This window comes from Lentzea terrae (genome assembly GCF_003265345.1).
In the GTDB taxonomy this organism is placed as follows: domain Bacteria; phylum Actinomycetota; class Actinomycetes; order Mycobacteriales; family Pseudonocardiaceae; genus Lentzea; species Lentzea terrae.
In genome coordinates, this window is record NZ_QFWW01000007.1 from 330,339 (window position 1) to 354,848 (window position 24,510).

The window sequence follows — 24,510 nt, forward strand, 5'->3', positions numbered from 1 at the left end:
GATCGTGGTGAAACCCGTTCGCTGCATTCTGCCTTGCCTTGAGGCATGTCCGCCATAAGAACCAGCTCGATCATCACCCGACCGGGGCAGATACAGGTCTTAAGTCCTGTTCTCCCCGGCCGAGTGATGCGTGATCGTGATCTACAGAGCGTTTACCGCGGCGACAACGTCGACTAGACCCGTTCCCTTGTCGAACGACGAGGTGTAGAGGCCGGCCGGCACGTAGCCGGTGCCGTACTTGTACGCCGTCGACTTCAGCGCCCGCTCGATGTCCGCGGGGGTCGCGGAAGGCTTGGCCTGGAACAGCTGCGCGACGATGCCGGCGATCTGCGGAGCCGCCATCGACGTGCCGCTGATCGTGTTGTACGTGCCGAGGTCGAGCAGCCCTGGCCCGTTCTGCGGGGCCAGGCCGGTCGCGCAGATCGGCAGGTACAGCCGGCAGGCCGAGACGATGTTCTCGCCGGGCGCCGAGATGTCCGGCCAGGTGGCCGAGTTGGTGGCCAGACCGCGCGAGGAGAAGCTCGACAGCGCGCCGTCGCGGGTGCCGGTCCCCTGGTCGTTGTAGGACGCCACCGAGAGCACGCCGGGCGTCTGGTCCTGACCAGGCGGGTTGGACAGGTTGGTGCTGCCGTCACCGCCGTCGTTGCCGTTCGCCCACACCACGACGACACCCTCGGCGACCAACTGGCGCTGCAGCTTGACCGTCACCGAGGCAGGGTCGAACGCCCCGCCGCCAGAGGGCCCGTAGGAGTTGTTGATCACCTTGATCGGCGGGCACGTCGCGGCGGGCACACCGGTACCGCACGGGGCCTTGTGGTTCTCCAGCACCCAGTTCAGCGCGGCGTCCGCGCCGAGGATGAGGATCGCCGCACCGGTCGAGATGACCACGCCCTTCGCACCCGGCGCGGAACCGCCGACCTGAGTGCCGTCGGCGAGCGTGTACGGCGAGCCGATGGCGATGCCGGTGACGTGCGTGCCGTGGCCGCCCAGCGAGGTCGTGTCGGTGTCGACGATGTTCGGCACCGACACGATGCAGCTGGTGTCCGTGGACCCGTCGGCGACGCAGAGGCTCTTCAGGTTGCGGACGATCTTGCCGCCCGCGAACGCCGGGTGCGTCGGGTCCACGCCCGAGTCGATCACCGCGACCGAGACGCCCGCGCCGGTCAGCCCGGACTGCTGGGCTTCCCGGCTGCGCGTGGCAGCGGTGCCGGAGGAGCCCAGGAACTTGGCCGGTTTGGCCACCTCGACGTGCGTGACGCCCGGCTTGGCGCGGGCGGACGAGATCTGCGTCGAGGTGCCGCGGGCGGCAACCACGCCGATCTTGCGGAAGCTCGTGAGCTTCTGCAGACCGGCGGCCTCCACCGCGTGCTCGGCGGAGGTGAGATCAGAGCCGTGGACGTAGACCGTCGAGGACGTCTGGGCGGCCCCGACAGGGGTAGAGGCGGCCACTAGCACTACGGCGAGCAGGGCGGCGCGTTTGAACATGGACCCTCCGTGAACATAGGCAGGCAATCCACCTAACGAGTGATCCACTTATCGGTGACGGGTGTCACGCAACGTCTCGACTGGCTGCGTTTGGTCAGCCCCGGACCGCTACCGTGTCCCCCCGTGCGGAAAGGTGTGGACTCGTGCGGTTGATCCGTCTGGGCGCTGAGCCATCGGCCGTTGGGGCGGACGTTCGCGCCGCCCTGACGGCGTGCGGCGCCGGTACCGAGGTCCTCGGTGGCGTCGCGCTCGTCGGCGTGCAACCACCCGACTGCCCGGTGCCGCTGGACGCGATCGTCGTGCTGCCCAAGGGCGTGCTGGTGATCGTCGGCGTCGACCTGCCGGACCCGGCGGTGAAGCTCGAGGCACCGCTCGGCGGTCAGTGGAAGATCGACGGGTGGCCGCTGGTCAGCGAGGACGGGGCGGCGAACCCGGCGACCGAGGCGGTGGCGGCGGCGACCGCGGTGGCGCAACGGATCCAGGCGATGCGCGCGGAGCCGTTGCCGGTCAGCACGGTCGTGGCGGTCGGCCCGTTCGTGAGCCAGGTCGTGCAGCCCACCTCCGACCTCAACCGCGGCGTGCGCGTGCTGCACCCCAAACCGTCCACTTTGCTCTCCGCGGCCCGTGAGCTCGCGACGTCGTCGGTGCTCTGCACGGCCGACCACGCGGCGAAGCTGCTCGCGATCCTGCAGACCACGGGCACCCCGCCGACGCCGGCGACACTGCTCGCCGAGGGGTTCAGCGACGCCGTCTCGCCCGACCTCGCGGCCGCCAGCACGATGCTGATCCCGAAGGTGCACGCGGGACCGCTCGCCTCGCGCAAACGCTTGCCGATCAAGTTGCCGTACCTCGCGATCGGCGCGCTCGTCGCGTTGCTGCTCGTCGTGTGGCTGGTGGTGGCGTTGCCGGGCGACGAAAAGCCCGCCGATGCGACGCCCACACCGTCGGCGACGGGGCCGACCACGGTGGTCGTGGACGGCACGACGTTCGTGCCGAAGGACGTGAAGGCGGACAAGGAGTGCCAGACGCAGGCGTTCGGTGACGTCAAGGCGTGGCTGGTCGCGAACGAATGCAGCGGACTGCTGCGCGCCACCTACGAGACGACCGTGCAGGACAAGCCCGCCACGGTGCTGGTGGCCGACCTCGACCTGCTCGACGCACCGAGCGCGGCCGCGTTCCACAAGATCGTCACCGCGCCGGGGTCGGGTGGCGTCAACGGGCTGGACGGCACCCCGCCGCAGAACGCGGCGTTCGCGAGCGGGGTGAAGGGCACCCACGTGCAGCTGGCGTTCGTCGTGTGGTCCGGTGGCGCGGGCGACCAGGTGCTCGACCCGATCGCCAAGCAAGCGTTGCGGCTGCCCGCCACCCGGTAGAGGGTGGGGGCATGGTCGGACAACTTCGCTCTGTGGTGCTGGACTGTCCTGATCCCTCCGAACTGGCGTCGTTCTACGAGAAACTCCTCGGCGCCGAACGCCTGGCGGGCGGTGACGACACCTGGGTGGTGATCGTCGCCGGCGGCACGCGTCTCGCGTTCCAGCGTTCGGACGACTACCAGCCGCCCACGTTCCCCGATCCGCACGGCTCGCAGCAGTTCCACCTCGACGTGCTGGTCGAGGACATCGAGGAAGCCGAGCCCAAGGCGTTGGCGCTCGGCGCACGGTTGGTGCAGAAGGACAACGACGACACGTTCCGGGTGTACGCGGACCCTGTGGGGCACCCGTTCTGCCTCGTGTGGCTCACATAGTTCAGGCAGGCCCTGCGCCGAGGGTCTCGTTCGATGAAAGCCGCGGCTGAGGTGGTTCCTGGCGGTGCGGGCGGCCGACCCGCATACCGGTGTTGTATTCGGGTCGGCCGCCCGTGCCCCCAGGGGCCGCCTCAGCCCCGGCTTTCGCGGACAGGACCCTCGGCGCAGGGCCTACTGTGGGCCGCATGGACTTCGACGTCATCGTCATCGGTGGTGGCCCTGTTGGGGAGAACGTGGCGTGGCGGACGGCCGCGGGAGGCCTGTCCACCGCCATGATCGAGAAGGAGCTGGTCGGCGGCGAGTGTTCGTACTGGGCGTGCATGCCGTCGAAGGCGTTGCTGCGGCCCGGTCACGCGCTCGCGGCCGCCCGGCGCGTGCAGGGTGTGAACGCCGGATCGCTGGACCCGGAACAGGTGCTGGCGCGGCGCACCGGCTTCACCTCCAACTGGGACGACTCCGGCCAGGTCAAGTGGGCCGAGTCGGAGAACATCACGGTCATCCGCGGCGACGGTGAGGTCACCGGCGAGCGCGAGGTCACCGTCGGCGGCGACGTCCACCGGGCACGTCAGGCCGTGGTGGTGTGCACGGGCAGCGTGCCGAAGATGCCGCCGCTGGACGGGATCGCCGACACTCCTGTGTGGACGTCGCGCGATGCCACGTCAGCGCGTTCGGTGCCCGACTCGTTGGTGGTGCTGGGCGGCGGCGTGGTCGGCGTCGAGATGGCGCAGGCCTGGGCGCGGCTCGGGTCGAAGGTGACGCTGGTGGTGTCCGGCGACCGGCCGTTGCCGCGCATGGAGGAGTTCGTCGGGCCGCTGGTCGTCGAAGGTTTGCAGGAAGACGGCGTCGAGGTGCTGCTCAACGCCCGTGCGTCGGCGATCGCACCGGGTGCGCTGACGTTGCAGGACGGCCGGGTCGTCAAGGGCTCGGAGATCCTCGTCGCGACCGGACGCGTGCCGGCGACGAAGGACGGCAAGCCGCTGACCATTGACGACTCCGGTCTGGTGTCCGGTGTGGACGGACGATGGCTGTACGCGGCGGGTGACGTCACCGGGCGCGCGCTGCTGACGCACCAGGGCAAGTACCAGGGCCGTGCGGTCGGCACGGCGATCCTGGAGCGGTCGCGCGGGTTCGAGCCGAAGCAGTGGTCGGCCGGGCAGGCCTGGGCGGACCACGTGGCGGTGCCGCAGGTCGTGTTCACCGACCCCGAGGTGGCGTTCGTCGGGCACACGGCCGCCGAGGCGCGTGCTCAGGGCCGTGAGGTCAAGGTGGTCGACCTCGACATCGCGGTCGCCGGCTCGTCGCTGCACGCGGACGGGTACCGCGGCAAGACGCGGATGGTCGTGGACGAGCGCACGCGGACGCTGGTCGGCGTCACGTTCGTCGGGCAGGACGTGTCCGAGCTGCTGCACTCGGCCACCGTCGCGATCGTCGGGGAAGTCACCGTGGACCGGCTGTGGCACGCGGTGCCCTCGTACCCGACGATCAGCGAGGTCTGGCTACGGCTGCTCGAGGCTTACGGCCTCTGAGGGCGCTTCCAGGACGGACCCGAGCATGCTGGCGAGCAGCTCGTTCGCCGTGCCGACCACGTACGCGCGGTCGTCGGAGTCGACGCGTTCGGCGAGCTTGAACAACGCGTCCGCGGTCTGCACGGCGATCCGGAAGGTGAGCATCACCGGGGCTTCGCCGTGCGCACCGAACCGGTTGACGAACATCTCCGCCAGCCGTTCGGCCATCAGCTCGTACTGGTCGACGCTGGCGTCGAGCCGGTGGCTGTCCAGCATGTCGCTGAACCGCACCCGGCCGAAGCCGGGCACCTCCGTCAGCATCCGCATGTAGACGCTGACGATCTGCGTCATGGCCTCGCGCCACGTGTCCGCGATCAGGTCCGCGGCGAACAGCTCCTCGACCTCGCGGAGATAGGTCTCCATCCCGCGCAGTGCCAGCGCGTGGACAACAGATCGTTTGTCCGGAAAGTACTGATAGAAGGAACCAATGGGCACTCCGGCCACATCGACGATGCGCGCCGTGGTGATGTCGTCGTAGTCGTATTCGTTCAGCAGGCTCGCACAAGCGTCCAGGATCGCGGAGACAGTAGCCGCGCCACGCTGTTGCACCGGCTGTCGACGCATCACCCTGGCTAACCTGCCTTTGGCCGGGTCTTCATGCACGCGAACATCTTTATCCATACGACCCGCTAAGCCCAAGCACAGGTTCCCGACAGGTTTCAGCCGGGATCTCCACGCCGTTTGCGATGAACTACCCAACCGAAGTCCACAACGCAGACAACGGCGAGTAGTAAAAGCACGACTCCGAGCCAAACGAGGTCAGCTCTGAACGCCAGCCACCCGGCCACCGAGTTGAAGACCAGGCCAAACCCGGCGAGCCACAACCGCAGCGTCAGAGCACTGCGCGGAGGCGCCGGGGGCGGCAGGTAGTCGCTCACCTCACCCGGTTTCCCGCAGCAGGGGCGTGTCAACCCGCCGCAGCGGCCTCGGCGGTTTCGTCACATAGGGCCTAACGAGACGCGTCAGGGCCAGACCAGGGGCGATGAGCGGCACCACGGCGGTCAGCACGGCGGCTGTGATGCCGGCTCGCATCACGTCCTTGGGCATGACGGCGACGCGGTCGACGACGAACGCGCGCCGCCCGGCGAGCGACACCACCGCAAGGATGATCAAGAACACGACCATGCTGAGCATCGCCCGCTGGACCGCGTGCTCGTATCCGGCTGCTTCTCCCGCGACCAGCACCGCGAACCAGCCGGCGAGCGCGGGCAGCTGACCCTGCTCGGTGGTGGCGGCCCAGCTCAGCCCGCCGAGGGTCGCGAGCCAAACGAGAACGCTCTCTCGTTCCTGCACCCAGACGGATGCCGCGTCGAGGGGAATGCCGGTCCAGGCGAGTAGGCCGAGCGGGGTGAGGGGTGTGTCGGCGAGTTGGCCGAGCACCCAGGCGAGCGTCCACGCGGAGAGCAGGACCGCGAGGACGAGCTGCCACCGCGGCCTGCGCACCACGCAGCGGGCGAGCCGGGCGATCTCCGCACGCGTCATACCCCCACCTTGCCGTTTCCAGGTGGTTTGCGGAGAAACGTCACCCCAACGCTCACCCTACTGGCCCTCGTCCGAGCCGGTTGATCACGCAGCGCAATCCACGATCGGGGGACAGATCTTTCCTATGCTGAGTACATGAGCATTGATCAGCTTCTGCGTTTGCCCAGCTACCTGATGCTCGGGCTGGTCAGGGAAGCCCGGCGGCTGGCGCGCAGCGAGCTGGCCAGGGATCTACCTGTGCCGCAGGTGACGGTCCTGGCCTTCCTGGCCGAGCAGGAGGCGGTCGCGCAGAAGCGGATCAGCGACGGCGTGCGGATGGACCCCAGCGACCTGGTGTCGGTGCTCGACGATCTCGAGCGGCGGGGGTTCGCCCAGCGCAGACGGGATGAGCGGGATCGACGGCGGTTCACCGTGTCGATCACGGACCCAGGCCGACTGGCGTTGCACGAGCGACTGGAGACGGCACGTGCACACGAAGAGGAGCTGCTGGCGCCGTTGACGTCGCAAGAGCGCGTTGAACTCACCACACTGCTGCGGAAGGCGTACCTGCATCACGCTGATTTGCGTGTAGATTAGACAGTCTGCGCTCACACGAACGGGGTGCGGGCAGGGAGATCCGACTCGGGATAAAACCCGATGTCGGATTGTATCGAGAAATGAGGCAAGTTGTCAAGCCCCTCCGATGACCTCCGGCTCGCCGAAATGGAGCCGGAGCAGGAATACGTGGCCATGTTGTACGGCCGGCTCGACGACCTCCGTGAACAGACGTCGAAACGACTTGCACAATCGTTGCGACAAACTGGTGGCACCCACCAGATGCGGTCCGAGCGCGACACGTCCGTCGCGATGTACACAGATCAATTGGCTCAGTACAGCGCGGTCGAGAACGGACTCGCGTTCGGCCGGCTCGATTTCCACAACGGCGACCGCTTCTACATCGGACGAATCGGTCTCTTCGACGAGGACAAGGAATACGAGCCGCTGCTGATGGACTGGCGGGCGCCCGCCGCCAGGCCGTTCTACCTCGCGACCGCCGCCTCACCGGACGGCGTGCGCCGGCGCCGGCACCTGCGCACCCGCTCGCGCAAGGTCATCGGCCTCGACGACGAGGTGCTCGACATCAACTCGGTCGAGCCGTCCCGCAACGAGGGCCTGACCGGCGAGGCGACGCTGCTGGCGGCGTTGAACGAGTCGCGCACCGGCCAGATGAGCGACATCGTCGCGACGATCCAGGCCGAGCAGGACATCATCATCCGGTCCGAGCTGAACGGCGTCGTCGTCGTGCAGGGCGGTCCCGGCACCGGCAAGACGGCGGTGGCCCTGCACCGCGCTGCGTACCTGTTGTATACACACCGTCGACAGCTGGCAAAACGCGGTGTTCTCGTGGTCGGCCCGAACACCACGTTCCTGCGATATATCAGTCAGGTGCTGCCGTCTCTGGGTGAGACCGGCGTCCTGCTGTCCACAGTCGGCGAGCTGTATCCCGGCCTGACCGCGACCGGCCGTGAGTCGGCTGAAGCGGCGGCCGTGAAGGGCCGCATCCAGATGGCCGACGTGATCGCCGCGGCCGTGCGCGACCGCCAGGAGGCGCCGGCGTTCGTCGACGTCCGCTTCGACAACGACGTGCTGCGCCTCGACCGCCGCGCGATCTCCGACGCGCGGGGCAGGGCGCGCCGGACCCGCCGCCCGCACAACGAGGCCCGCCGCACGTTCGCCCGCGAGATCATCTCGACGCTGGCGGGCATGGTGGCCGGCCGGCTCGGCGGTCACCTGCTCGACAAGGCGGACATGGACGACATCCGCCGCGAGCTCCGCGAGTCCGACGAGGTCCAGGCCGCCATCTCGTCGCTGTGGCCGGTGCTGACCCCGTTCACGCTGCTGTCCGAGCTGTACGCGAACCCGAAGCGCCGCAACCGCGCGATGTCGAAGTTCACGCGCGAGGAACGCGACCTGTTGCAGCGCACGTCGGACGACTGGACTCCGGCCGACGTCCCGCTGCTGGACGAGGCGGCGGAACTGCTCGGCGAGGACGACACGGAGGCCAAGGCACGCGCCGAACGCCAGCGCCGCCAGGCCATCGAGTACGCCCAGGGCGTGCTCGACATCCTCGACCTGGAGGACGACGCCGACCCCGAGATCCTGATGGCCACGGACCTGATGGACGCCTACCGCCTGGCCGAGCGCCACGGCGTGGACCGCTACGAGACCGCGGCGGAACGCGCTGCCGCCGACCGCACCTGGACGTTCGGCCACATCATCGTGGACGAGGCCCAGGAGCTGTCCGCGATGGCGTGGCGCACGCTGATGCGCCGTTGCCCCAGCAAGTCCATGACGGTCGTCGGCGACATCGCCCAGACCGGCGACATCGGCGGCGCCACCTCGTGGGACACCGTGCTGTCGCCGTACGTGCAGAACCGGTGGAGGCTGACGGAGCTGACCGTCAACTACCGCACCCCGGCCGAGATCATGGAGGTGGCCGCGGACGTCCTCGGGTCGATGGACTCCGCTTTGGTGCCGCCGACGTCCGTGCGCGAAACCGGTGTGCCGCCTTGGGTTTCCCGCGTGCCGTCGTTCTCCTCCGGGCTTGCTGACCTGATCGCCGGCGAGGTCACCGCCGTGGGTGACGGCAAGATCGCCGTGATCGTGCCGGGTGCGCTGCTGCAGTCAGTGGGTTCGTCGATCGTCGCCGCGGTGCCCGGCTCGTCGATGGGCAACGACCTGGAGGAGGCGCAGGTCGTGGTGCTCGGCGTGACCGACGCGAAGGGCCTGGAGTTCGACTCGGTCGTCGTGGTCGACCCGGTGGGAATCCTGGAGGAGTCGCCACGCGGCGCGTCTGATCTCTACGTCGCGCTGACCCGTGCCACGCAACGACTCGGCGTCGTGCACACCGGAACGCTGCCCGATGTGCTATCCCGGCTGAAGGACGTTTCGTAAACGATCGGAGGCTCTGGGTGGCGAGCGTGGACGCGGCGGTCGGCCGAATCGTCGTGTCCGTCAGCAACCAGCTCGCCCCCAGGCTCTCCCAGCTGGTCCCTCCCCCACCACCGGACGTCGACCCGGTGCTGCTCGCCTACCTGGAGTCCCCTGACTTCGCCGAGGTGGCCCGCCAGGTCGTGCTGTGGCGCGCGATGCGGGGTTCGCTGGACGCCGGTCTCTCCGCCGACCTGCGCGAACAGATCGTCCAGGGCCTGCGCCTGTCCGGTGCCGCCGCCGACCCTCGCACGGTTCTTTCGGCTCTGACGTCGGCGGAACCGTTGCGGTCAGGCGACCTCGACACCCCGACCGCGGTCGGGGTCGCGCACCTGGCTAGTGCCGTCAAGAACAACACCCTCGTGCTGCGGCGCGCGCCGTCGTTGGCGGACTTCCACGCCTACGCCTCCCAGTTGCGCATGCGGATCGCCGCGATGCACGGCGAGATGCGATTACCCCACATCGGGGTCAGCCGCTCCGTGCCGTACGACGAGCTGTACGTGCGGCCGACCCTGTCGCCCTCTTTGGCCATCTCCTCCCTCACCTCCCCCGGCCGCCGCACCGTGCTGCTCGGCGATCCGGGCGCCGGAAAGTCCACGCTGGCGGGAAAACTCACGTGGGACATCGCTTCGGACACGTCGGACCGAGTCCCGTTCCTGTTGGTGCTGCGCGACTTCACCGCCTCCTTCCGGTCCGGTGGCCGCGAGCTGCTTCGGTATTTCGAGGACATCTGCAGCGACCCGTACAACCTCACTCCCCCGCGCGACGCCGTGGAATACCTGCTGCGCAACGGCCGCGCCGTCGTGGTTCTGGACGGCCTGGACGAGCTGGTGCAACCCGAACTGCGTCGCCGGGTCGTGCGGCTCGTCGAAGGCTTCGCGCACCAGTACCCGCTGACCCCGATCGTGGTGACGGCTCGCAAAGTCGGTTACGGCGAAGCGCCCCTCAGCTCGTCACTCTTCGCTTCGGGCACCGTCGACGACTTCGACTCGGGCCAGGTCGCCGACTACGCCACCCGCTGGTTCGCCCTGGACGCCGCGACTCCTGTGCATCAGCGTTCCCAGCTCGCCCTGGCGTTCCTGAACGAGAGCTCCGAGATCGAGGAGCTCCGCCGCAACCCGTTGCTGCTCGCCTTGTTGTGCGCCATGTACTCCAGCGAGCACTACCTCCCGCGCAACCTCGCCCAGGTCTACGAACGTTGCGCCGTGATGCTCTTCGACCGCTGGGACTCGATGCGCGGCATAGCCCTCCCCGTGCAGTTCCAAGGCCGTCTGCGCGCCGCCGTCCAACACCTGGCGTGGTACCTCTTCGACGGCCCCGAACCCGGCAGTGCCTTACCGCGCAGTCGAATCGTGCGGCTGCTGGCCAACTATCTGGTGACCAAGTCCTTCGACCCCGACGAGGCCGAGGGCGCCGCCGAACGCTTCACCGAGTTCTGCACCGGCCGCGCGTGGATCCTCACCGACGTGGGCGCGTCCGCCAGCGAGCCGATGTTCGGCTTCACGCACCGCACCTTCATGGAGTACTTCGCCGCCGAACACCTGGTGCGCAAGCACACCACCTCTTCTGCGTTGTGGACTGTCCTGCGCCCACACGTGAACGAGGGCGCCTGGGATGTCGTCGCACGGGTTGCTTTGCAGCTGCACGACCGGAACGTGGACGACGGGGTAGACGAGGTGCTTTCGCTGGCCATTCGCGACGGCGAACTCCTCTTCGCGGCCCAGGCGCTCCACTACGTGGTGCCCCGGCCGGACATCGTCCGCGGAATCGCCATCGCTTCGCTTCGACGGGCGGCGGACGTCCCACTGCAGGTGCGGATTTCCTACTTCCAGGACGTTGCGAGGGTCGAGCAGGACCATCCCCTGTGGTGTTGCCTGGTGGGGAGCCTTCCGGCGAACGCCGCTGTCGTCGAACGGGTGCTGATCGAGGATGTCAGTCGGCTCTACGAAGAGCAGAACGCGGGCATCGGCGGCCTCGTACGCGGGATGCTGGCCAACGCGTTGCCACCCGGCACAGCACTGTCGTCGTCAATGCACGACCTCTACTGGCGACAGAACGGCAACTCATCCGGACGGCCGTGGCTCAGCCACCTGGACGACCTGGTCGACCTGTGCGCACTCGTGGCGAAGCTCGGCCCAACAGTGCTGTTCGAGTACCAGGTGTACTTCGGTCTGGCGATCCTTTCGCCGGCTTCGACACTGCTGCGCATGGACAGGGACACGCCCGTCGACCGCGCTGTGGCGCATCGGCTGGCCACCCAGATCGCACACTCAAGACGACCGTGGATTCGCTACGAGTCGTGGGCAGCCGACGTCGAGATGGGCGTCGACACGCCGCTGTACCCGTGCGGTCAGCTCGGTTCCGAGCTCGAGTTCCTGTTGTGCCTGCCGCACCTCGAAGCGCACGTGGACTTCGGCTTCACCACACCGTTCGACCTGGAGCCGCACCTCGACGAGCTGGCCGAGAGCCGTGCGCTGGGACCCGATGAGGGCGGCTTCCTCTGGACCCCGCCCGACGACATGTCCGAAGCTGTGGCCGACCTGCTGCACGCCTGGACCACCAGGGACTTCAACGTCTTCGAATAGGAGATCTCGTTGCCCAGCATCGAGTCGGCGGTCATCCGGGTCGTCGCCGAGGTGAGCGGCCGGCTCGCGCCCCAGCTGACCGACGAGGTGGAGATCCGACGGGCCTCGGCCTCGACTGCGGCCACCGAAGCGCTCCTGCGAGACTTCCGCCGTGCCGACACGGAGGCGCTGGAGGCGTATCTGGACTCGCCGGACTTCGCCACCGTCGTCGCCCAGCACCGCGTCGGCAGCGTCGGGGGCAAGGTGGTGAAGGACCAGCTCTACCAAGGACTTCGCCTGGCCGGGCTGTCGGACGACCTGCTGACGCGCACAGCCGAGGTGGTGCACGACGTCATGGTCGCCGCCGGACAGGAGGCGGCGCCGCAGTTCGGCGGGGCCAGTGCCAAGATCGACCGCAGCGACCTCTACACCGCGGCCGCGAGCAACAGCGCGATGCTCAAGCGGCTCAAGTCCGCCACTCGCATCCACGCCTTCGCCGCCCGCATGCGCGACCAGGTCGTGGCGCTGCACAACAGGATCCGGCTGCCGCACGTCGGGGTCAGCCGGTCGGTCCGGTACGACCAGCTCTACGTGGAGCCCACGCTGGCCTCGCCCTTCGTCATCAAGCTCGGCGCTCCTGGCGAACGCGTTCTGGTGCAGGGCGATCCCGGTGCCGGCAAGTCCACGCTGGCCGCGAAGTTCGCCCACGACATCGCGACCGAGGACTCGGGCCGAGTGCCGTTCCTGTTGGTGCTGCGGGAGTTCACCACGTCGTTCGACGAGGGTGGTCGCGATCTCCTGCACTATCTGGAAAAGCTGTGCCAGGCGCCGTACAACGTGAAGCCGCCGCGCGACGGCGTCGAGTACCTGCTGCGCACCGGACGGGCCGTCGTCATCCTCGACGGGCTGGACGAGTTGGTGCAGACGGAGTTGCGGCGCCGGGTCGTGGCGTTGGTGGAGGGATTCGCGCACCTGTACCCGCTGGTGCCGATCCTGGTCACGGCGCGGAAGATCGGCTACGAGGACGCGCCGCTGAGCACCGACCTGTTCATCCCGAGCCACATCGCGGAGTTCAGCAACAACCAGGTCACCAAGTACGTGACCCGGTGGTTCGAACTGGACGAGGCGACTTCTCCGGCGGAGTCCGCTCACCTCACCCGCTCCTTCTTGTGGGACAGCGTGCAGATCCCGGAACTGCGCAGCAACCCGTTGCTGCTGACGTTGTTGTGCGCCATGTACTCCAGCGATCGTTACTTGCCGCAGAACCTCGCTCAGGTGTACGAGCGGTGTGCGCTGATGCTGTTCGAGCAGTGGGACTCCAAGCGTGGCATCGCGTTGTCCCTCAGGTTTCACGGCCGGCTGCGGGGTGCGGTGCAACGCCTCGCCTGGCAGATGTTCAACGCCGCCAAGTCCGGGAATCCCCTACCGCGCACCAGGATCGTCAACATCCTCGCCCGCTACTTGGACACCAAGCTCGACGACCACGACGAGTCCGTGGCGATGGCCGAGGAGTTCCTGGCGTTCTGCACCGGACGGGCGTGGATCCTCACCGACGTGGGCGCGACTGAGTCCGAGCCGCAGTTCGGGTTCACACACCGCACGTTCCTCGAGTATTTCGCGGCCGAGTACCTGGTCCGCACCCACCGCACGGCCGCAGAGTTGTGGTCGGCGTTGCGGCCGAACATCGACCAGTGGGACGTCGTCGCACAGATCGTGCTCCAGCTCTACGACCGCAACGTCGAGGGTGGCGTCGACGAACTGCTGAACGAAGCCCTCGCGCAGGGAGGCCTGGGTTTCGCCGCACGGTCCCTCCACCACGTGCACCCCAGCCATCGCACGGTCCGGGCGATCGCCACCGCGGCCGTGGACGAGTCCGTGTTGGTACCGCTGGACCTCCGCCTCGAGAACCAGGGCGACTCCATTGATGCCGACGTGTCCCTGGTTGCCTGCATGCACGGGGCTTCCGCGGCGAACCTGTCGATCATCGAACAGACCGTGCCCAGCCGCCTCAGCGAGCTGATCGAGCGCGGTGAGCCCGGCGCCGCGCTGGTACTCGAGTGCATGGTGGACCCCGAGGTCTTCTATGACGACCGGTGGCCGGAAATCCAGCGGGACCTGTGCTTCCGGTACCGCACGCGTCTGATCGAACTGCAGACCACGGTCTCCTGGGCGGGCCGGCTCTCACTTGCCGAACCGAAGATCCTCCACGACCTCATCCGGCGCTTCGGGGCGCACGTCCTCTACACGAGATGCTGGTTCCACGACAGAAGCAGGAACAGCATCGCGGACGTGCTGCTGGAGTCGCACGAGCAGTTGCCCCCGTCGGCCGCGACCGATGCCATCGCAATCACGATGACCTCGCTACCGACACCTTGGATCGATGACTACCTCCAAGTCAGGCACATCTCCATCTACGCGCGCAGCACTCCGGGCAACGACAGTCTGCGGATGTTGCTGGCCCTGCCCCTGCTGGAGTACGACGATCACGACCGGGCTGTGTTCGAGCCCTGGCCGGACCACGACTCCGTTCCGGCACCGGTTGGTGAGTTCCTGGAACGCTGGAAGCGCGGCGAGGTCAGCGTGACACTGTCAGGCCAATAGCGGCCGCACCTACCCCGAGCACAACACTGACCACGACGTTGAGCAGTGCCGGGCGGTACTTCTCCGCCTCCAGCAGCTTCACCGTCTCGTAGCTGAAGGTCGAGTACGTCGTGAGCCCACCGCAAAACCCGACGCCAAGCAGCGGCATCCAAGACGTGCCAACGACAAACCCGATGAGGAAGCACCCGACGAGGTTGACCGTCAAAGTCCCCCAGGGGAAGTCCGACGAGTGCCGCGACTGCACGAACCGGTCGAGCAGGTACCGACACGGGGCCCCAAGCGCAGCGCCGAGGAACACCAACAACACGGTCATCGCGTCACCCGCAACCCGAGAAACGCCGCCAGCACAGCAAAAATGGGCGTCAGCAACAGGAACACCGACCCACCGGCGGCGTACGACGAGAAGGTCGTGAACCCGCCCAACAGTCCAACTCCGAAGAACGCGCGCACCAACGGCCGAGGCACCAGCCCCATCAGCACGCCGATCAGGAACGACCCGAGCACGTTGATGACGAACAAACCCAACGGCCCAGGCACCAGCAACGACAGCCCGTAGCGCGCCACGCCGCCGAGCCCGCCGCCCAACGACACCAACGCCACGAACGGCAGGTGCAGCTCGGTGCGCTGGGCCGGGACGTGGAGGTCGACGTCCGGGTCGACCGGGTCAGGCAGTGGGTTCGGCAAGGTGCTCAACCAGGTGGTCGAGAGCCTTCAACGCGCGCACGACGTCCTCGCGCTCGGAGGGCTCCAGCTTCGACAGGGCGGACCCGATTCTCTTCTCGTGTTCGCGCTGCCACACGAGCAGCTGTTCGTGTCCACGTGGTGAGACGGATAGCCGCGCTACCCGCCTGTCCTTGGGGTCTGCGCCGCGTACGACGAGGCCTGAGTCGATCAGCTGGGACACCAGGCCGGAGACGGTGTTGGGGGCCAGGCGGAGAGCGGCGGCGAGATCGCCGACCTTCATCGGCGGGCGCTCCGCGAGGGTTTGCAGCAGTTCTACCTGCGCCATCGGCAGGGATTCCCAGGGCCAGTCCGCCCGGATGCTCGTCCGCAGCGCCCGGCGCAGGCGAGTGACGACGTCGGTGAGCGTGCGGGCTTCGTCTGACATGCAGAAATACTACTGAACGCAAAGCAATAGCTCTGTGTCAGATATAATCTGGGTACGATGAACTGGTTCGTCACGGAGTCACCCAGGCCGGCGTGGATCGCGCGCCGGTCGTATGCGCCGTGGTTGGTCATCGCGACGGTGTGCTTCGGGGCGTTCATGGGGCAGTTGGACGCCTCGATCGTCACGCTGGCGTTCCCCGCTATGAGTCAGCATTTCCAGAGCGATCCTGAGTGGATCTCGCTCAGTTACCTGATCACGCTCGTGGCGCTGCTCGTCCCAATGGGCAGGATCGCGGACCGGCTGGGTCGCAAGATCGTCTATATCTACGGCTTCGCGGTCTTCACCGGGGCGTCCATCGCGTGCGTGTACGCGCCGAGCTTCGACGCGCTCATCGCGGCTCGCGTGGCGCAGGCGACCGGCGCGGCGATGTTGCAGGCCAACAGCGTCGCGCTGGTGATCACCGCGGTGGCGCCCGAAAGCAGGAGGAAGGCGCTCGGGATCCAGGCCGCCGCGCAGGCGACCGGACTGGCGGCGGGGCCGCTCCTCGGCGGGTACCTGACCGAGCACCACGGCTGGCAGGCGGTGTTCGCGATCAACGTGCCCATCGGCGTGGTCGCCATGATCGCGGGTCACTACCTGCTCCCCCGCACGAAGACCAAGCCGGAGAAGGCAAAGCCGACCTGGCGGGTCCTGCCAGGGCTTGCCGGGGTGCTGCTGACCTACGCCGCGTTGTTCGCGCCGATGACGTTGCTTCCGTTCACCATGAAGCAACCGTTGGCGCACATAGGACTCACGACGGCCGCACTGCCGCTCGGATTCGCCGTTGCGGCGACGATGCTGCACAAACCGGGCATCAAGATCGGAGCACTGATCACGGCCACCGCGCTGATCATGCCTGTGCCACAAGTGCTTCAGCTCGTGCTGGCGGGCGTCGGGCTCGGCATCATCGCACCGGCCTGCACGAAACGCGTGATGAGTGCGTTGCCGGAGGCGTCGGCGGGAGTCGGCAGCGGACTGGTCAACGTCGCACGAGGACTCGGGACGGCGCTGGGCGTCGCGGTCGCCACCGCGTTGATTCACACCCTTCCGTGACAGCAGTAGCCTGGTGTCATGTCTGAACAGGTGAGCTGGGTTCCGGAAGGCGTCGACACGGGAAAGCCGAGCGCTGCTCGCCTCTACGACTACCTGCTCGGGGGCGGGCACAACTTCGCGGCCGACCGGACGCTCGCGGAGAAGTTCCTGCAGGCCCAGCCGAACGCGCGCACGATCGCACGGCTGAACAGGGCGTTTCTGCGCAGGGCCGTGCTGTTCATGATGGACAACGGCATCCGCCAGTTCCTCGACCTCGGTTCAGGCATCCCGACGGTCGGCAACGTGCACGAGATCGCGCAGAAGGCCGACCCGGAGGCCCACGTCGTGTACGTGGACTTCGAGGAGGTCGCGGTCGCGCACAGCCAGCTCATCCTGGAGAACGACCCGCGGGCGGAGATCATCCAGGAGGACATGACCAAGCCCAGGGACGTCCTGAAGGCCGCCGATGAAAGCGGTCTCCTCGACTTCGCGCAGCCCGTCGGCGTGCTGACCGTCGGCGTCTTCCACTTCGTGCCGCCGGAGGCCGACCCGAAGGCGATCGTCGCGGCCTACCGCGACGCCGTGCCCGCCGGCAGCTACCTGGCCTTCTCGCAGTTCACCCAGGACCTGCAGCCGAAGGAGATGGCCGGGGTCGTCGAGGTCATGAAGAAGAGCCAGAACCCGATGTTCCCGCGCACGAAGTCCGAGATCGAGGGGCTCTTCGACGGGTTCGACGTGCTCGAGCCCGGCATCGTGCCGCTGCCCCTGTGGCGGCCGGAGGGCACGAACACGGACGATCCCGACAAGGCGGGCATCTACGCGGCGGTGGGCCGGAAGGTCTAGCGCCCTCGCTCTTGTTGGCCAGGGGGCGGTGATTCCGTACGCTCTGCACACAGAATGAACCTTCCGGAGCTCGCCGCCCGCTGGATGCACGCGCTGACGTCGACCGCGTACATCCCGCTGTCCCACGCCGAAATCGAGCAAGCTCTGCTCGACTCGCTGGTGGAGCTCCCGGAGTCACCTGAATCGGTAGCCAATCGATTGGTGTCACTGCACGCAACCGGTCCTGACTCGCTTCGTGCCACGATCGAAGTTCTTTCGCCCACTTTCGAACTGCCTCTGCTCGCGAGGTTGAGCTCTGCCTACGCGCAGTCCATGCGGATGGACGCGTTCGACCAGCAGGAGCAGATCAAGGTCGCGATCGTGCGGGCCAAGCAACGGGTCGAACGCACGTTGAAGGTCAGCCAGGCGCGGTTCCAGGAGGTGTTCGCCTCCTCCGCGCTGGGCATCGCGATCACCGACTTCGACGGCAGGTGCGTCGAGGCCAACGACACGCTCGCCGAGATCGTCGGACTGGAGTCGGGTGCGGACTTCACCGAACGCGAGCTGATCGACTTCTTCCACCCGGAGGACGCAGCCGCGCTCGGCGCCAAGTACCGGCAGGTGCGCGACGGGCACGTCGACCGGTTCCGCGACCAGCGCAAGCTGATCCGCGAGGACGGCGAGCCGGTGTGGGTCTACCTCGCGGTGTCGTTGCTGCGCGACGCGGACGGTGAGCCGACGCACCACGTCACGATGGTCGAGGACATCAGCGAGCTGCACCTGCTGCAGCGCAGCCTCGACCACCAGCTGCTGCACGACTCGCTCACCGGCCTGTCGAACCGCCAGCACTTCGTCACGCAGGTCGAGCGACGGCACGCGAGCGACCAGATCACCTTGTACCACCTGGGTTTGGACGCTTTCTCGGTCGTCAACAACGGCCTGGGCCACGAGACCGGCGACAAGCTGCTCAAGATCGTCGGATCCCGGCTCGGCAAGCTCGCCGGTGAGAAGAAGGCCGCGCTGGCCCGCATCGGCGGCGACGAGTTCGCGATGATGACGATCTCCGACAACGTCACCACGACGATCGAGGAGATCCAGGACGCACTCGCCGAACCGACCTTTGTGGACGATCACGGCATCGCGCTGTCGGCCAGCATCGGTGTGGTGGACCGGCCTCCGGCGTTCGCCACCGCCAACGAGCTGATGCGGTGCGCCAATGCCGCGCTGCGCCAAGCGAAGGCGCGCGGCAAGCGGCAGTGGGCGCTGCACGACCCGCACGACGACGCCCGCCGCCGCGGCAAGTACGCGCTGGCCGCGTCGATGCCGGGTGCGTGGGAGCACGGCGAGCTGGAGATCGTCTACGCGCCGGTGCACGACCTCGAAACGCGCGAGGTGCTCGGCGCCGTCGCCCGGCTGCACTGGGACGACCTGAGCCACAACGACACGATGGCGCTGGCCGACTCGACGGGCCTGTCGCTGCCGATCGGGAGGTGGCTGCTGCGCGAGGCGTGCGCTCAAGCCGCGAGATGGGTGGAGGAGTTCGGCGACCGGGCGCCCACGCTGCACATCGCGTTGGGCGCCTTGCAGTCTCGCGACGAGGACCTGGTCGCCGACGTCAAGCGGGCGCTCGACGAGACGGGTCTGCCGCCGGAGCGGTTGCGGATCGCACTCGACATCGCGTCCGTGCTGGCCGGCGACGACAACGCCGTGGTGCTGCACGACAGCGGCATCGTGACGGCGCTGGACGGGTTCCACGGCGGCCACGACGAACTGGCCGTGCTGACCGAGGTGACGGTCCGCGCGGTGATCACCCGCGCCGTCGCGCCGACCCCGGACTCCCCTCTGCGCCAGGCGATGCGCGACCTCATCGCCACGGTGCACAGCTTCGGCGTGCGGTTCGGCGTCGACGAGGTGCACACCCTCGAAGAGGCCGAGCACTGGCGGTCCGTCGGCGCGGACGCCGTGATCGGGCTGCTGCCGGCCCTGTCCGCGGACGAGGTGACAGAGCTCCTGACTACAGCTGCTTCACCGCCGCCAGCAGTTTCGTGAGCGAGTCCTTGGCGTCACCGAACAACAACGTCGTCTTCGGGTTGTAGAGCAGCTCGTTGTCCACGCCCGCGAAGCCCGGCCGCATCGACCGCTTCATGAACACCACGGACTTCGCGCGGTCGACGTCGAAGATCGGCATGCCGTAGATCGGGCTGGACGGCTCGTCGCGCGCACCGGGGTTCACCACGTCGTTCGCCCCGACGACCACGGCGACGTCGACCGACGTGATGCCGGGGTTGACGTCGTCGAGCTCCTTGAGCTGCTCGTACGGCACGTCGGCCTCCGCCAGCAACACGTTCATGTGCCCCGGCATGCGACCGGCGACGGGGTGGATCCCGTACGCCACGGAAACACCGCGCTTCTCCAACTGCGTCACGAGCTCGCGCACCGCGTGCTGAGCCTGCGCGACCGCGAGTCCGTAGCCGGGCACCACGACCACGTTGTTGGCGTACCCCAACAGGATCGCGATGTCCTCGACCGTGCCCGACTTGACCGTCCGCTGCTCTTCCCCTTGCGCTGCAACAGTCGTGGCCCGGAAGGCGCCGAACAGGATGTTCGCGAGCGAGCGCCCCATCGCCTGCGCCATCAACCGGGTCAGGATGGTGCCGGACGCGCCGACGAGCGTGCCCGCGACGATCAGCAGCGTGTTCGCCAGCACGTACCCGGACGCGGCAACGGCGAGGCCGGTGAACGCGTTCAGCAACGAGATCGCGATCGGCACGTCCGCACCGCCGACCGGCAGCACGAACAGCACACCCAGAGCGAGCCCGACCACGGCCAGCAGCCACAGCAGGAAGCCGTTCGGCGTCGCGATCGTCAAGGCGCACAAGGCGACCGACGAGACACCGGCCGCGATCGCGAGCTGTTGCCCGGCCGGCAGCAGCACCGGCCGCGTGGTCATGAGCTCCTGCAGCTTCAGGAACGTGACCACCGAACCGGAGAAGCTGACCGAGCCGATCAGCACCGTCAGCACGGTCGCGAGCAGGAACAGGAAGCCTGGGTCGCGCACCGCGAAGAACTCGGCCAACGCCACCAGTGCCGCCGCGGCGCCACCGACACCGTTGAACAGCGCCACCATCTGCGGGATGGCGGTCATCTTCACCGACCGCGCGGCCGGAATGCCAACGATGATGCCGAGTGCAACGGCGACCAGGATCCACAGTCCGTTGTGGACGACGCCGTGCAGGTACGCGGTGACGACGGCGACCAGCATGCCGAACGCGCCGATGAAGTTGCCGTAGCGCGCGTATTTGGGCGAGCTCAAGCCTTTCAGCGCCAGGATGAAGCACAGCGCCGCGACGAGGTACATCAGCTGGACGATCATTTCTTGAACATCTCCAGCATCCGGTCGGTCACCACGAAGCCGCCCACGACGTTGACCGTGGCCAGGAAGACCGCGAGCAGCCCGAGCACGAGCTCCAGGGTGCTCTCGGCGGACCCGGTGATCAGGATCGCGCCGACGAGGATGACGCCGTGAATGGCGTTCGCACCGGACATCAGCGGCGTGTGCAAGATCGTGGACACCTTCGAGACCACCTCGAAGCCCACGAACACGGCCAGCACGAAGATCGTCAGCAGGTCGATCACGGCAACTCCTTGCGGATCTGACCGTCGTGGGTGAGGCAGCAGCCGTCGAGCACCTCGTCGTCGAGGTTCGGCTGGACGACCCCGTCCACGATCATCAGCTTGAGCAGGTTCAGCACGTTGCGCGAGTACAGCCGGCTCGCGTGCACGGGCATCGTCGACGGCAGGTTCTGCGCGCCGTAAACGAGCACTTCGCCGACCCAGGTTTCTTCGCCCGCAACGGATCCGGCGTAGTTGCCGCCGGACTCCGCGGCCAGGTCCACCAATACGCTGCCCGGCGCCATCGCCTTGAGCATGTCGGTCGTCACGAGCACGGGGGCCTTGCGGCCGGGGATCGCGGCCGTGGTGATCACGACGTCGGACGCCGCGACGTGCTCGCCGATGAGTTCTCGTTGGCGTTCCAGGAACTCCTCGGACTGCACGGACGCGTACACACCGGACTGCGTCTCCAGGTCCAGTTCGAGGAACTTCGCCCCGAGGCTGCGCACCTCCTCGCCCGCGGCCTTGCGCACGTCGTAGGCCTCGACGACCGCGCCCAGACGCCGCGCGGTCGCGATCGCCTGCAGGCCCGCGACGCCCGCGCCCAGCACCAGGACCTTGGCCGGCGGCACGGTGCCGGCGGCCGTGGTGAACATCGGCAGGAAGCGCGGCAGGCGTTCGGCGGCGACGAGGACGGCCCGGTAGCCCGCCACCAGCGCCTGCGAGGACAGGGCGTCCGCGCTCTGGGCACGCGTCACCCGTGGCAGCAGGTCGAAGCTGAACGACGTCACCCGGCGGTCGCGGTAGACCTCGAGCAACTCCCGCTCACTGCCCGGCTGCAGGAAGCTGATCGTGATCGCGCCGGGTTTGAGCAACCCGGCCTGTTCGATGGTCAGCGGCTGCACGGACACGACGACGTCGGACTCGGCCGTCGGGTCGTCGGGCGTCACGGTCGCCCCGGCCGCGCGGTAGGCGGCGTCGGGGGCGTGGGCGTGGCGGCCGGCGCCTTCCTGGACGTGCACGGTCAGTCCGGCGTCGACCAGCGACGACACCGTCTCGGGTACGCAGGCGACGCGGCGCTCGGCGGGCCGCGACTCTGCGGGTGTTCCCACTTTCACCGTACGCACGTTACGCGATCAAAGGTGACCTGGGCCACATCACAATTGCCACAACACCGCACCGGCGAGCGTCAGGCACCCCACCAGCCCAAGCGCGGGCACGAACCGCTTACCGAGCGTCCACGCGCTGGCGTTGGCGATCGCGTAGTAGAGCAGCACGCAGAACGAGCTGAACACGATCGCGCGCGTGACGTCGACGGCGAGCACCAACGCGATCGCCGCCAGCCCGGTGACGATCTCCGCCCAGCGCAGGTCGGCCATGAACCCAGGCAACCGGCGGTCGCGTGCCATGGCCAGCGCGGTCCGGCTCACGCCCAACTGCAGGGAGAGCAACGAACCGAGCGCGGCCAGGCAGGCGCCGACCCGGATGACGGGAGCCCACGTCGGCGACACGTCGGCGAGGGTCTTCGTCGCGAGGTCGCTGCCCAGAGCGTTCAAGGCGGTAAGTGCCACGATCGCGTAGACGACCAACGTGATCGCCAACGAGATGACCACGGCGCGCGGGATCGTTCGCTGCGGTTCTTTGACCTCCTCTCCGAGCGTGGCGATGCGCGCGTAGCCCGCGAACGCGAAGAACAGGAGCGCGGCGGCGGGAAGAATGCCGGACGGGAGGAAGTCAGCCGGCTCCGCCGCGTCCTGCGCCGTCACGGTCGTCAGGGCCAGCACGAGCAACACAGCGATCACGATGATCCGGGTGGCCAGCGCGGACTTCTGGACCCCGGTCAGGTTCAGCACGGTCAACGCGACGACCGCGGCGACCGCGACCGGTTTGGGTGCACCGACGTAGGTGCCGACCGTCAGCGCCATGGCCGCGCACGACGCCGTCTTGCCCAGCACGAACGCCCAGCCGGCCAGGTCGCCCCAGATGCGGCCGAGGCGTTCGCGCCCGTAGACGTACGTGCCGCCGGACTGCGGGTACTTCGCGGCCAGCCAGGCGCTCGACAACGCGTTGCAGCAGGCGATCACACCCGCGATGACGAGGCTGACGAGCAGTGCGGACCCGGCTGCCGCCGCAGCCGGGGCGAACACCGCGAAGACACCTGCGCCGATCATCGAGCCGAGTCCGACGAAGACGGCGTCGGTCAGGGACAGGCTCCGGGTCAGTTGCACCCGGTCAGTCTGCCTCGGCTCAGTGCACTACCGGACAACCGGTCTTGCCGGCCGGGAAGAAGTTCGGCAGCAGTTCACCCGAGTCGTAGTACCGGTGGTAGACCGGGGTGAGCCCGCCCGACACGGGTGGCACGATCCACGACCAGTCCGCGGGGCACGAACGTCCAGCCGCCTCCTCCTTCTCCAGGTGTGTCAGGAACCGCTTCGACTCGGTGTGGTGATCGGTGATCGTGACCCCGGCCTCGCCGAACGAGTGCAGGACGGCGCGGTTGAGCTCGATCAAAGCCCTGTCGCGCCACAACGTCGCCTCCGACGACATGTCCAGGCCCATTCGTTTGGCGATGTACGGCAGCAGGTCGTACCGATCGTGGTCGGCGAGGTTGCGGGCGCCGATCTCGGTGCCCATGTACCAGCCGTTGAACGGCGCCGACGGGTAGTCGATCCCGCCGACGCGCAGGCGCATGTTGCTGATGGCGGGGACGGCGTGCCACTTCACGCCGAGCGCCTCGAGCCACGGCAGTTCCGGGTGGGAGAGCGGAACTTCCAGCACCGCGTCGGCGGGGATCTCGACGAGTGCGGGGTCGTGGCCCTTGCAGGACACCATCAGCGGCAGCACGTCGAACGGGCCGCGCGCCGCCGGTGGCTGCCAGCCGCGCTTCAACGCGAGCTCGGTCAGCGCCAGGTTGCGGGCGTCGCCGAGCACTCCGCCGTCGGAGCCGCGGTAGGCGGCGTAGCGGACGATCTGCTCGTTCAGGATCGACGGGGCGGGCAGGCCGGGCTCGGCCGGGGCGAAGATCGTGATGACGGGGCGGATCTTGCCCTTGTTCGTGGCAACGCGGAGGTGTTCGACGCATTCGGCGGCCACGTCGGCGGGAGAGGAGACTTCCCGCAGGTCGCGCACTTTCAAGCTCCGCCAGTACAGGCGCCCGATGCAGCGGGAGCTGTTGCGCCAGGCCACGCGGGCGCCGAAGGTCAGTTCGGCGGTCGTGTGGCGGTAGGTGCCGGTCGCGGCGATCTCCGCGTGCACCTCGGCCAGCCTGTCCTCCACCGGACCCAGGTCGGGGTGCTCGGCGTGGTGCTGGCGGATGAAGTCCTCTGCCTCGGCGATGTCGAACTCGGGGGTGGTGCTCTCGACCTGCGCCGGGGGAAGCGCCGTGAGGGAACGGGGCATCACATCAGTCGGGACGGGGGTCATGGCGAGGCACCGTAGTTGCGCTTTCGTGTACCGGAAACCGCCTGACGCGTTACGCCATCTGGA

Annotated in this window: 22 protein-coding genes; 10 read left to right on the forward strand and 12 right to left on the reverse strand. The window is 68.1% G+C overall.

The genetic code is table 11. The features are described from left to right. Positions 1–141 precede the first annotated feature (141 nt). On the reverse strand, positions 142–1,485 hold the full coding sequence (locus DI276_RS13555; RefSeq protein WP_112263648.1) for a S8 family serine peptidase: 1,344 nt from the start codon (positions 1,483–1,485) through the stop codon (positions 142–144). A gap of 143 nt (positions 1,486–1,628) precedes the next feature. Here DI276_RS13555 and DI276_RS13560 point away from each other — a divergent pair, with 143 nt between their 5' ends. The 3 genes from DI276_RS13560 (at position 1,629) to DI276_RS13570 (ending at position 4,755) form a co-directional block, all read left to right on the forward strand. Next, a complete protein-coding gene (locus tag DI276_RS13560; RefSeq protein ID WP_112263649.1) occupies positions 1,629–2,858 on the forward strand; it encodes a hypothetical protein in 1,230 nt (409 codons plus the stop codon). Positions 2,859–2,869: 11 nt separating this feature from the next. Beyond that, the gene (locus DI276_RS13565) at positions 2,870–3,229 is read left to right on the forward strand and encodes a VOC family protein (protein ID WP_112263650.1); all 360 of its coding nucleotides are present in this window, start codon (positions 2,870–2,872) and stop codon (positions 3,227–3,229) included. 185 nt (positions 3,230–3,414) lie between these two features. Continuing rightward, the gene (locus DI276_RS13570; RefSeq protein WP_112263651.1) at positions 3,415–4,755 is read left to right on the forward strand and encodes a dihydrolipoyl dehydrogenase family protein; all 1,341 of its coding nucleotides are present in this window, start codon (positions 3,415–3,417) and stop codon (positions 4,753–4,755) included. Here DI276_RS13570 and DI276_RS13575 read toward each other — a convergent pair. From DI276_RS13575 to DI276_RS13580, 3 genes are all read right to left on the reverse strand, one after another. Beyond that, positions 4,726–5,358 (reverse strand): TetR/AcrR family transcriptional regulator, encoded by a 633-nt coding sequence (locus tag DI276_RS13575; RefSeq protein WP_112263652.1) that lies wholly within the window; start codon positions 5,356–5,358, stop codon positions 4,726–4,728. The genes DI276_RS13570 and DI276_RS13575 overlap by 30 nt on opposite strands. 95 nt (positions 5,359–5,453) lie before the next feature. Continuing rightward, positions 5,454–5,672 carry a DUF6343 family protein gene (locus DI276_RS51975; RefSeq protein WP_232836630.1) on the reverse strand — a complete coding sequence of 73 codons (219 nt, stop codon included), beginning with the start codon at positions 5,670–5,672 and terminating at the stop codon, positions 5,454–5,456. Position 5,673: 1 nt separating this feature from the next. Continuing rightward, positions 5,674–6,276: a hypothetical protein gene (locus DI276_RS13580; RefSeq protein ID WP_112263653.1), complete on the reverse strand. Its 603-nt coding sequence runs from the start codon at positions 6,274–6,276 to the stop codon at positions 5,674–5,676. Positions 6,277–6,411: 135 nt separating this feature from the next. Between DI276_RS13580 and DI276_RS13585 the strand changes: the two genes are divergently transcribed. From DI276_RS13585 to DI276_RS13600, 4 genes are all read left to right on the forward strand, one after another. Beyond that, a complete protein-coding gene (locus DI276_RS13585; RefSeq protein ID WP_112263654.1) occupies positions 6,412–6,852 on the forward strand; it encodes a MarR family winged helix-turn-helix transcriptional regulator in 441 nt (146 codons plus the stop codon). Positions 6,853–6,942: 90 nt separating this feature from the next. Continuing rightward, the gene (locus DI276_RS13590; RefSeq protein ID WP_332874641.1) at positions 6,943–9,210 is read left to right on the forward strand and encodes a HelD family protein; all 2,268 of its coding nucleotides are present in this window, start codon (positions 6,943–6,945) and stop codon (positions 9,208–9,210) included. 17 nt (positions 9,211–9,227) lie between these two features. Beyond that, complete coding sequence (locus tag DI276_RS13595) at positions 9,228–11,831, forward strand: NACHT domain-containing protein (protein ID WP_112263656.1); 2,604 nt, start codon at positions 9,228–9,230, stop codon at positions 11,829–11,831. 9 nt (positions 11,832–11,840) lie between these two features. Further along, positions 11,841–14,411: an NACHT domain-containing protein gene (locus tag DI276_RS13600; protein ID WP_112263657.1), complete on the forward strand. Its 2,571-nt coding sequence runs from the start codon at positions 11,841–11,843 to the stop codon at positions 14,409–14,411. Here the strand turns inward: DI276_RS13600 and crcB are convergent. Genes crcB through DI276_RS13615 form a run of 3 tightly spaced genes read right to left on the reverse strand, consistent with a single transcriptional unit; the run spans position 14,386 to position 15,519 of the window. Continuing rightward, on the reverse strand, positions 14,386–14,724 hold the full coding sequence (gene crcB, locus DI276_RS13605; protein ID WP_112263658.1) for a fluoride efflux transporter CrcB: 339 nt from the start codon (positions 14,722–14,724) through the stop codon (positions 14,386–14,388). The two genes, DI276_RS13600 and crcB, sit on opposite strands and share 26 nt — an antisense overlap. Continuing rightward, complete coding sequence (locus DI276_RS13610) at positions 14,721–15,095, reverse strand: fluoride efflux transporter FluC (protein WP_112263659.1); 375 nt, start codon at positions 15,093–15,095, stop codon at positions 14,721–14,723. The genes crcB and DI276_RS13610 overlap by 4 nt, the downstream gene beginning before the upstream one ends. Further along, positions 15,076–15,519, reverse strand: a complete 444-nt coding sequence (locus tag DI276_RS13615) for a MarR family winged helix-turn-helix transcriptional regulator (protein WP_112263660.1) — start codon at positions 15,517–15,519, stop codon at positions 15,076–15,078. The genes DI276_RS13610 and DI276_RS13615 overlap by 20 nt, the downstream gene beginning before the upstream one ends. Before the next feature lie 57 nt (positions 15,520–15,576). Between DI276_RS13615 and DI276_RS13620 the strand changes: the two genes are divergently transcribed. From DI276_RS13620 to DI276_RS13630, 3 genes are all read left to right on the forward strand, one after another. Next, the gene (locus DI276_RS13620; RefSeq protein ID WP_112263661.1) at positions 15,577–16,611 is read left to right on the forward strand and encodes an MFS transporter; all 1,035 of its coding nucleotides are present in this window, start codon (positions 15,577–15,579) and stop codon (positions 16,609–16,611) included. A gap of 18 nt (positions 16,612–16,629) precedes the next feature. Beyond that, complete coding sequence (locus DI276_RS13625; protein WP_112263662.1) at positions 16,630–17,433, forward strand: SAM-dependent methyltransferase; 804 nt, start codon at positions 16,630–16,632, stop codon at positions 17,431–17,433. Between the two features lie 288 nt (positions 17,434–17,721). Then, the gene (locus DI276_RS13630; protein WP_232836631.1) at positions 17,722–19,461 is read left to right on the forward strand and encodes a diguanylate cyclase domain-containing protein; all 1,740 of its coding nucleotides are present in this window, start codon (positions 17,722–17,724) and stop codon (positions 19,459–19,461) included. On the opposite strand, the gene DI276_RS13635 is transcribed toward DI276_RS13630, so the two are convergent. Genes DI276_RS13635 through DI276_RS13655 form a run of 5 tightly spaced genes read right to left on the reverse strand, consistent with a single transcriptional unit; the run spans position 19,427 to position 24,447 of the window. Further along, positions 19,427–20,785: an NAD(P)(+) transhydrogenase (Re/Si-specific) subunit beta gene (locus tag DI276_RS13635; protein ID WP_112263664.1), complete on the reverse strand. Its 1,359-nt coding sequence runs from the start codon at positions 20,783–20,785 to the stop codon at positions 19,427–19,429. The two genes, DI276_RS13630 and DI276_RS13635, sit on opposite strands and share 35 nt — an antisense overlap. Next, positions 20,782–21,048 carry an NAD(P) transhydrogenase subunit alpha gene (locus DI276_RS13640; RefSeq protein WP_198680616.1) on the reverse strand — a complete coding sequence of 89 codons (267 nt, stop codon included), beginning with the start codon at positions 21,046–21,048 and terminating at the stop codon, positions 20,782–20,784. Before DI276_RS13640 ends, DI276_RS13635 begins: the two co-directional genes overlap by 4 nt. Continuing rightward, positions 21,045–22,142 (reverse strand): NAD(P) transhydrogenase subunit alpha, encoded by a 1,098-nt coding sequence (locus tag DI276_RS13645; RefSeq protein ID WP_112263666.1) that lies wholly within the window; start codon positions 22,140–22,142, stop codon positions 21,045–21,047. The genes DI276_RS13640 and DI276_RS13645 overlap by 4 nt, the downstream gene beginning before the upstream one ends. Before the next feature lie 39 nt (positions 22,143–22,181). Further along, the gene (locus DI276_RS13650) at positions 22,182–23,252 is read right to left on the reverse strand and encodes an APC family permease (RefSeq protein ID WP_408610538.1); all 1,071 of its coding nucleotides are present in this window, start codon (positions 23,250–23,252) and stop codon (positions 22,182–22,184) included. Between the two features lie 19 nt (positions 23,253–23,271). Next, positions 23,272–24,447, reverse strand: coding sequence for a nitric oxide synthase oxygenase (locus tag DI276_RS13655; protein WP_198680617.1), 1,176 nt, complete (start codon positions 24,445–24,447; stop codon positions 23,272–23,274). Positions 24,448–24,510: the final 63 nt, after the last annotated feature.

What these genes read in the sequence shown, in the direction of transcription:
- DI276_RS13570 (WP_112263651.1), top strand. Translation starts at nt 3,415, where the DNA reads ATGGACTTCGACGTCATCGTCATCGGTGGTGGCCCTGTTGGGGAGAAC.
- DI276_RS13555 (WP_112263648.1), bottom strand. Translation starts at nt 1,485, where the DNA reads ATGTTCAAACGCGCCGCCCTGCTCGCCGTAGTGCTAGTGGCCGCCTCT.
- DI276_RS13585 (WP_112263654.1), top strand. Translation starts at nt 6,412, where the DNA reads ATGAGCATTGATCAGCTTCTGCGTTTGCCCAGCTACCTGATGCTCGGG.
- DI276_RS13635 (WP_112263664.1), bottom strand. Translation starts at nt 20,785, where the DNA reads ATGATCGTCCAGCTGATGTACCTCGTCGCGGCGCTGTGCTTCATCCTG.
- DI276_RS13565 (WP_112263650.1), top strand. Translation starts at nt 2,870, where the DNA reads ATGGTCGGACAACTTCGCTCTGTGGTGCTGGACTGTCCTGATCCCTCC.
- crcB (WP_112263658.1), bottom strand. Translation starts at nt 14,724, where the DNA reads ATGACCGTGTTGTTGGTGTTCCTCGGCGCTGCGCTTGGGGCCCCGTGT.
- DI276_RS13615 (WP_112263660.1), bottom strand. Translation starts at nt 15,519, where the DNA reads ATGTCAGACGAAGCCCGCACGCTCACCGACGTCGTCACTCGCCTGCGC.
- DI276_RS13580 (WP_112263653.1), bottom strand. Translation starts at nt 6,276, where the DNA reads ATGACGCGTGCGGAGATCGCCCGGCTCGCCCGCTGCGTGGTGCGCAGG.
- DI276_RS13655 (WP_198680617.1), bottom strand. Translation starts at nt 24,447, where the DNA reads ATGACCCCCGTCCCGACTGATGTGATGCCCCGTTCCCTCACGGCGCTT.
- DI276_RS13625 (WP_112263662.1), top strand. Translation starts at nt 16,630, where the DNA reads ATGTCTGAACAGGTGAGCTGGGTTCCGGAAGGCGTCGACACGGGAAAG.
- DI276_RS13620 (WP_112263661.1), top strand. Translation starts at nt 15,577, where the DNA reads ATGAACTGGTTCGTCACGGAGTCACCCAGGCCGGCGTGGATCGCGCGC.
- DI276_RS13575 (WP_112263652.1), bottom strand. Translation starts at nt 5,358, where the DNA reads ATGCGTCGACAGCCGGTGCAACAGCGTGGCGCGGCTACTGTCTCCGCG.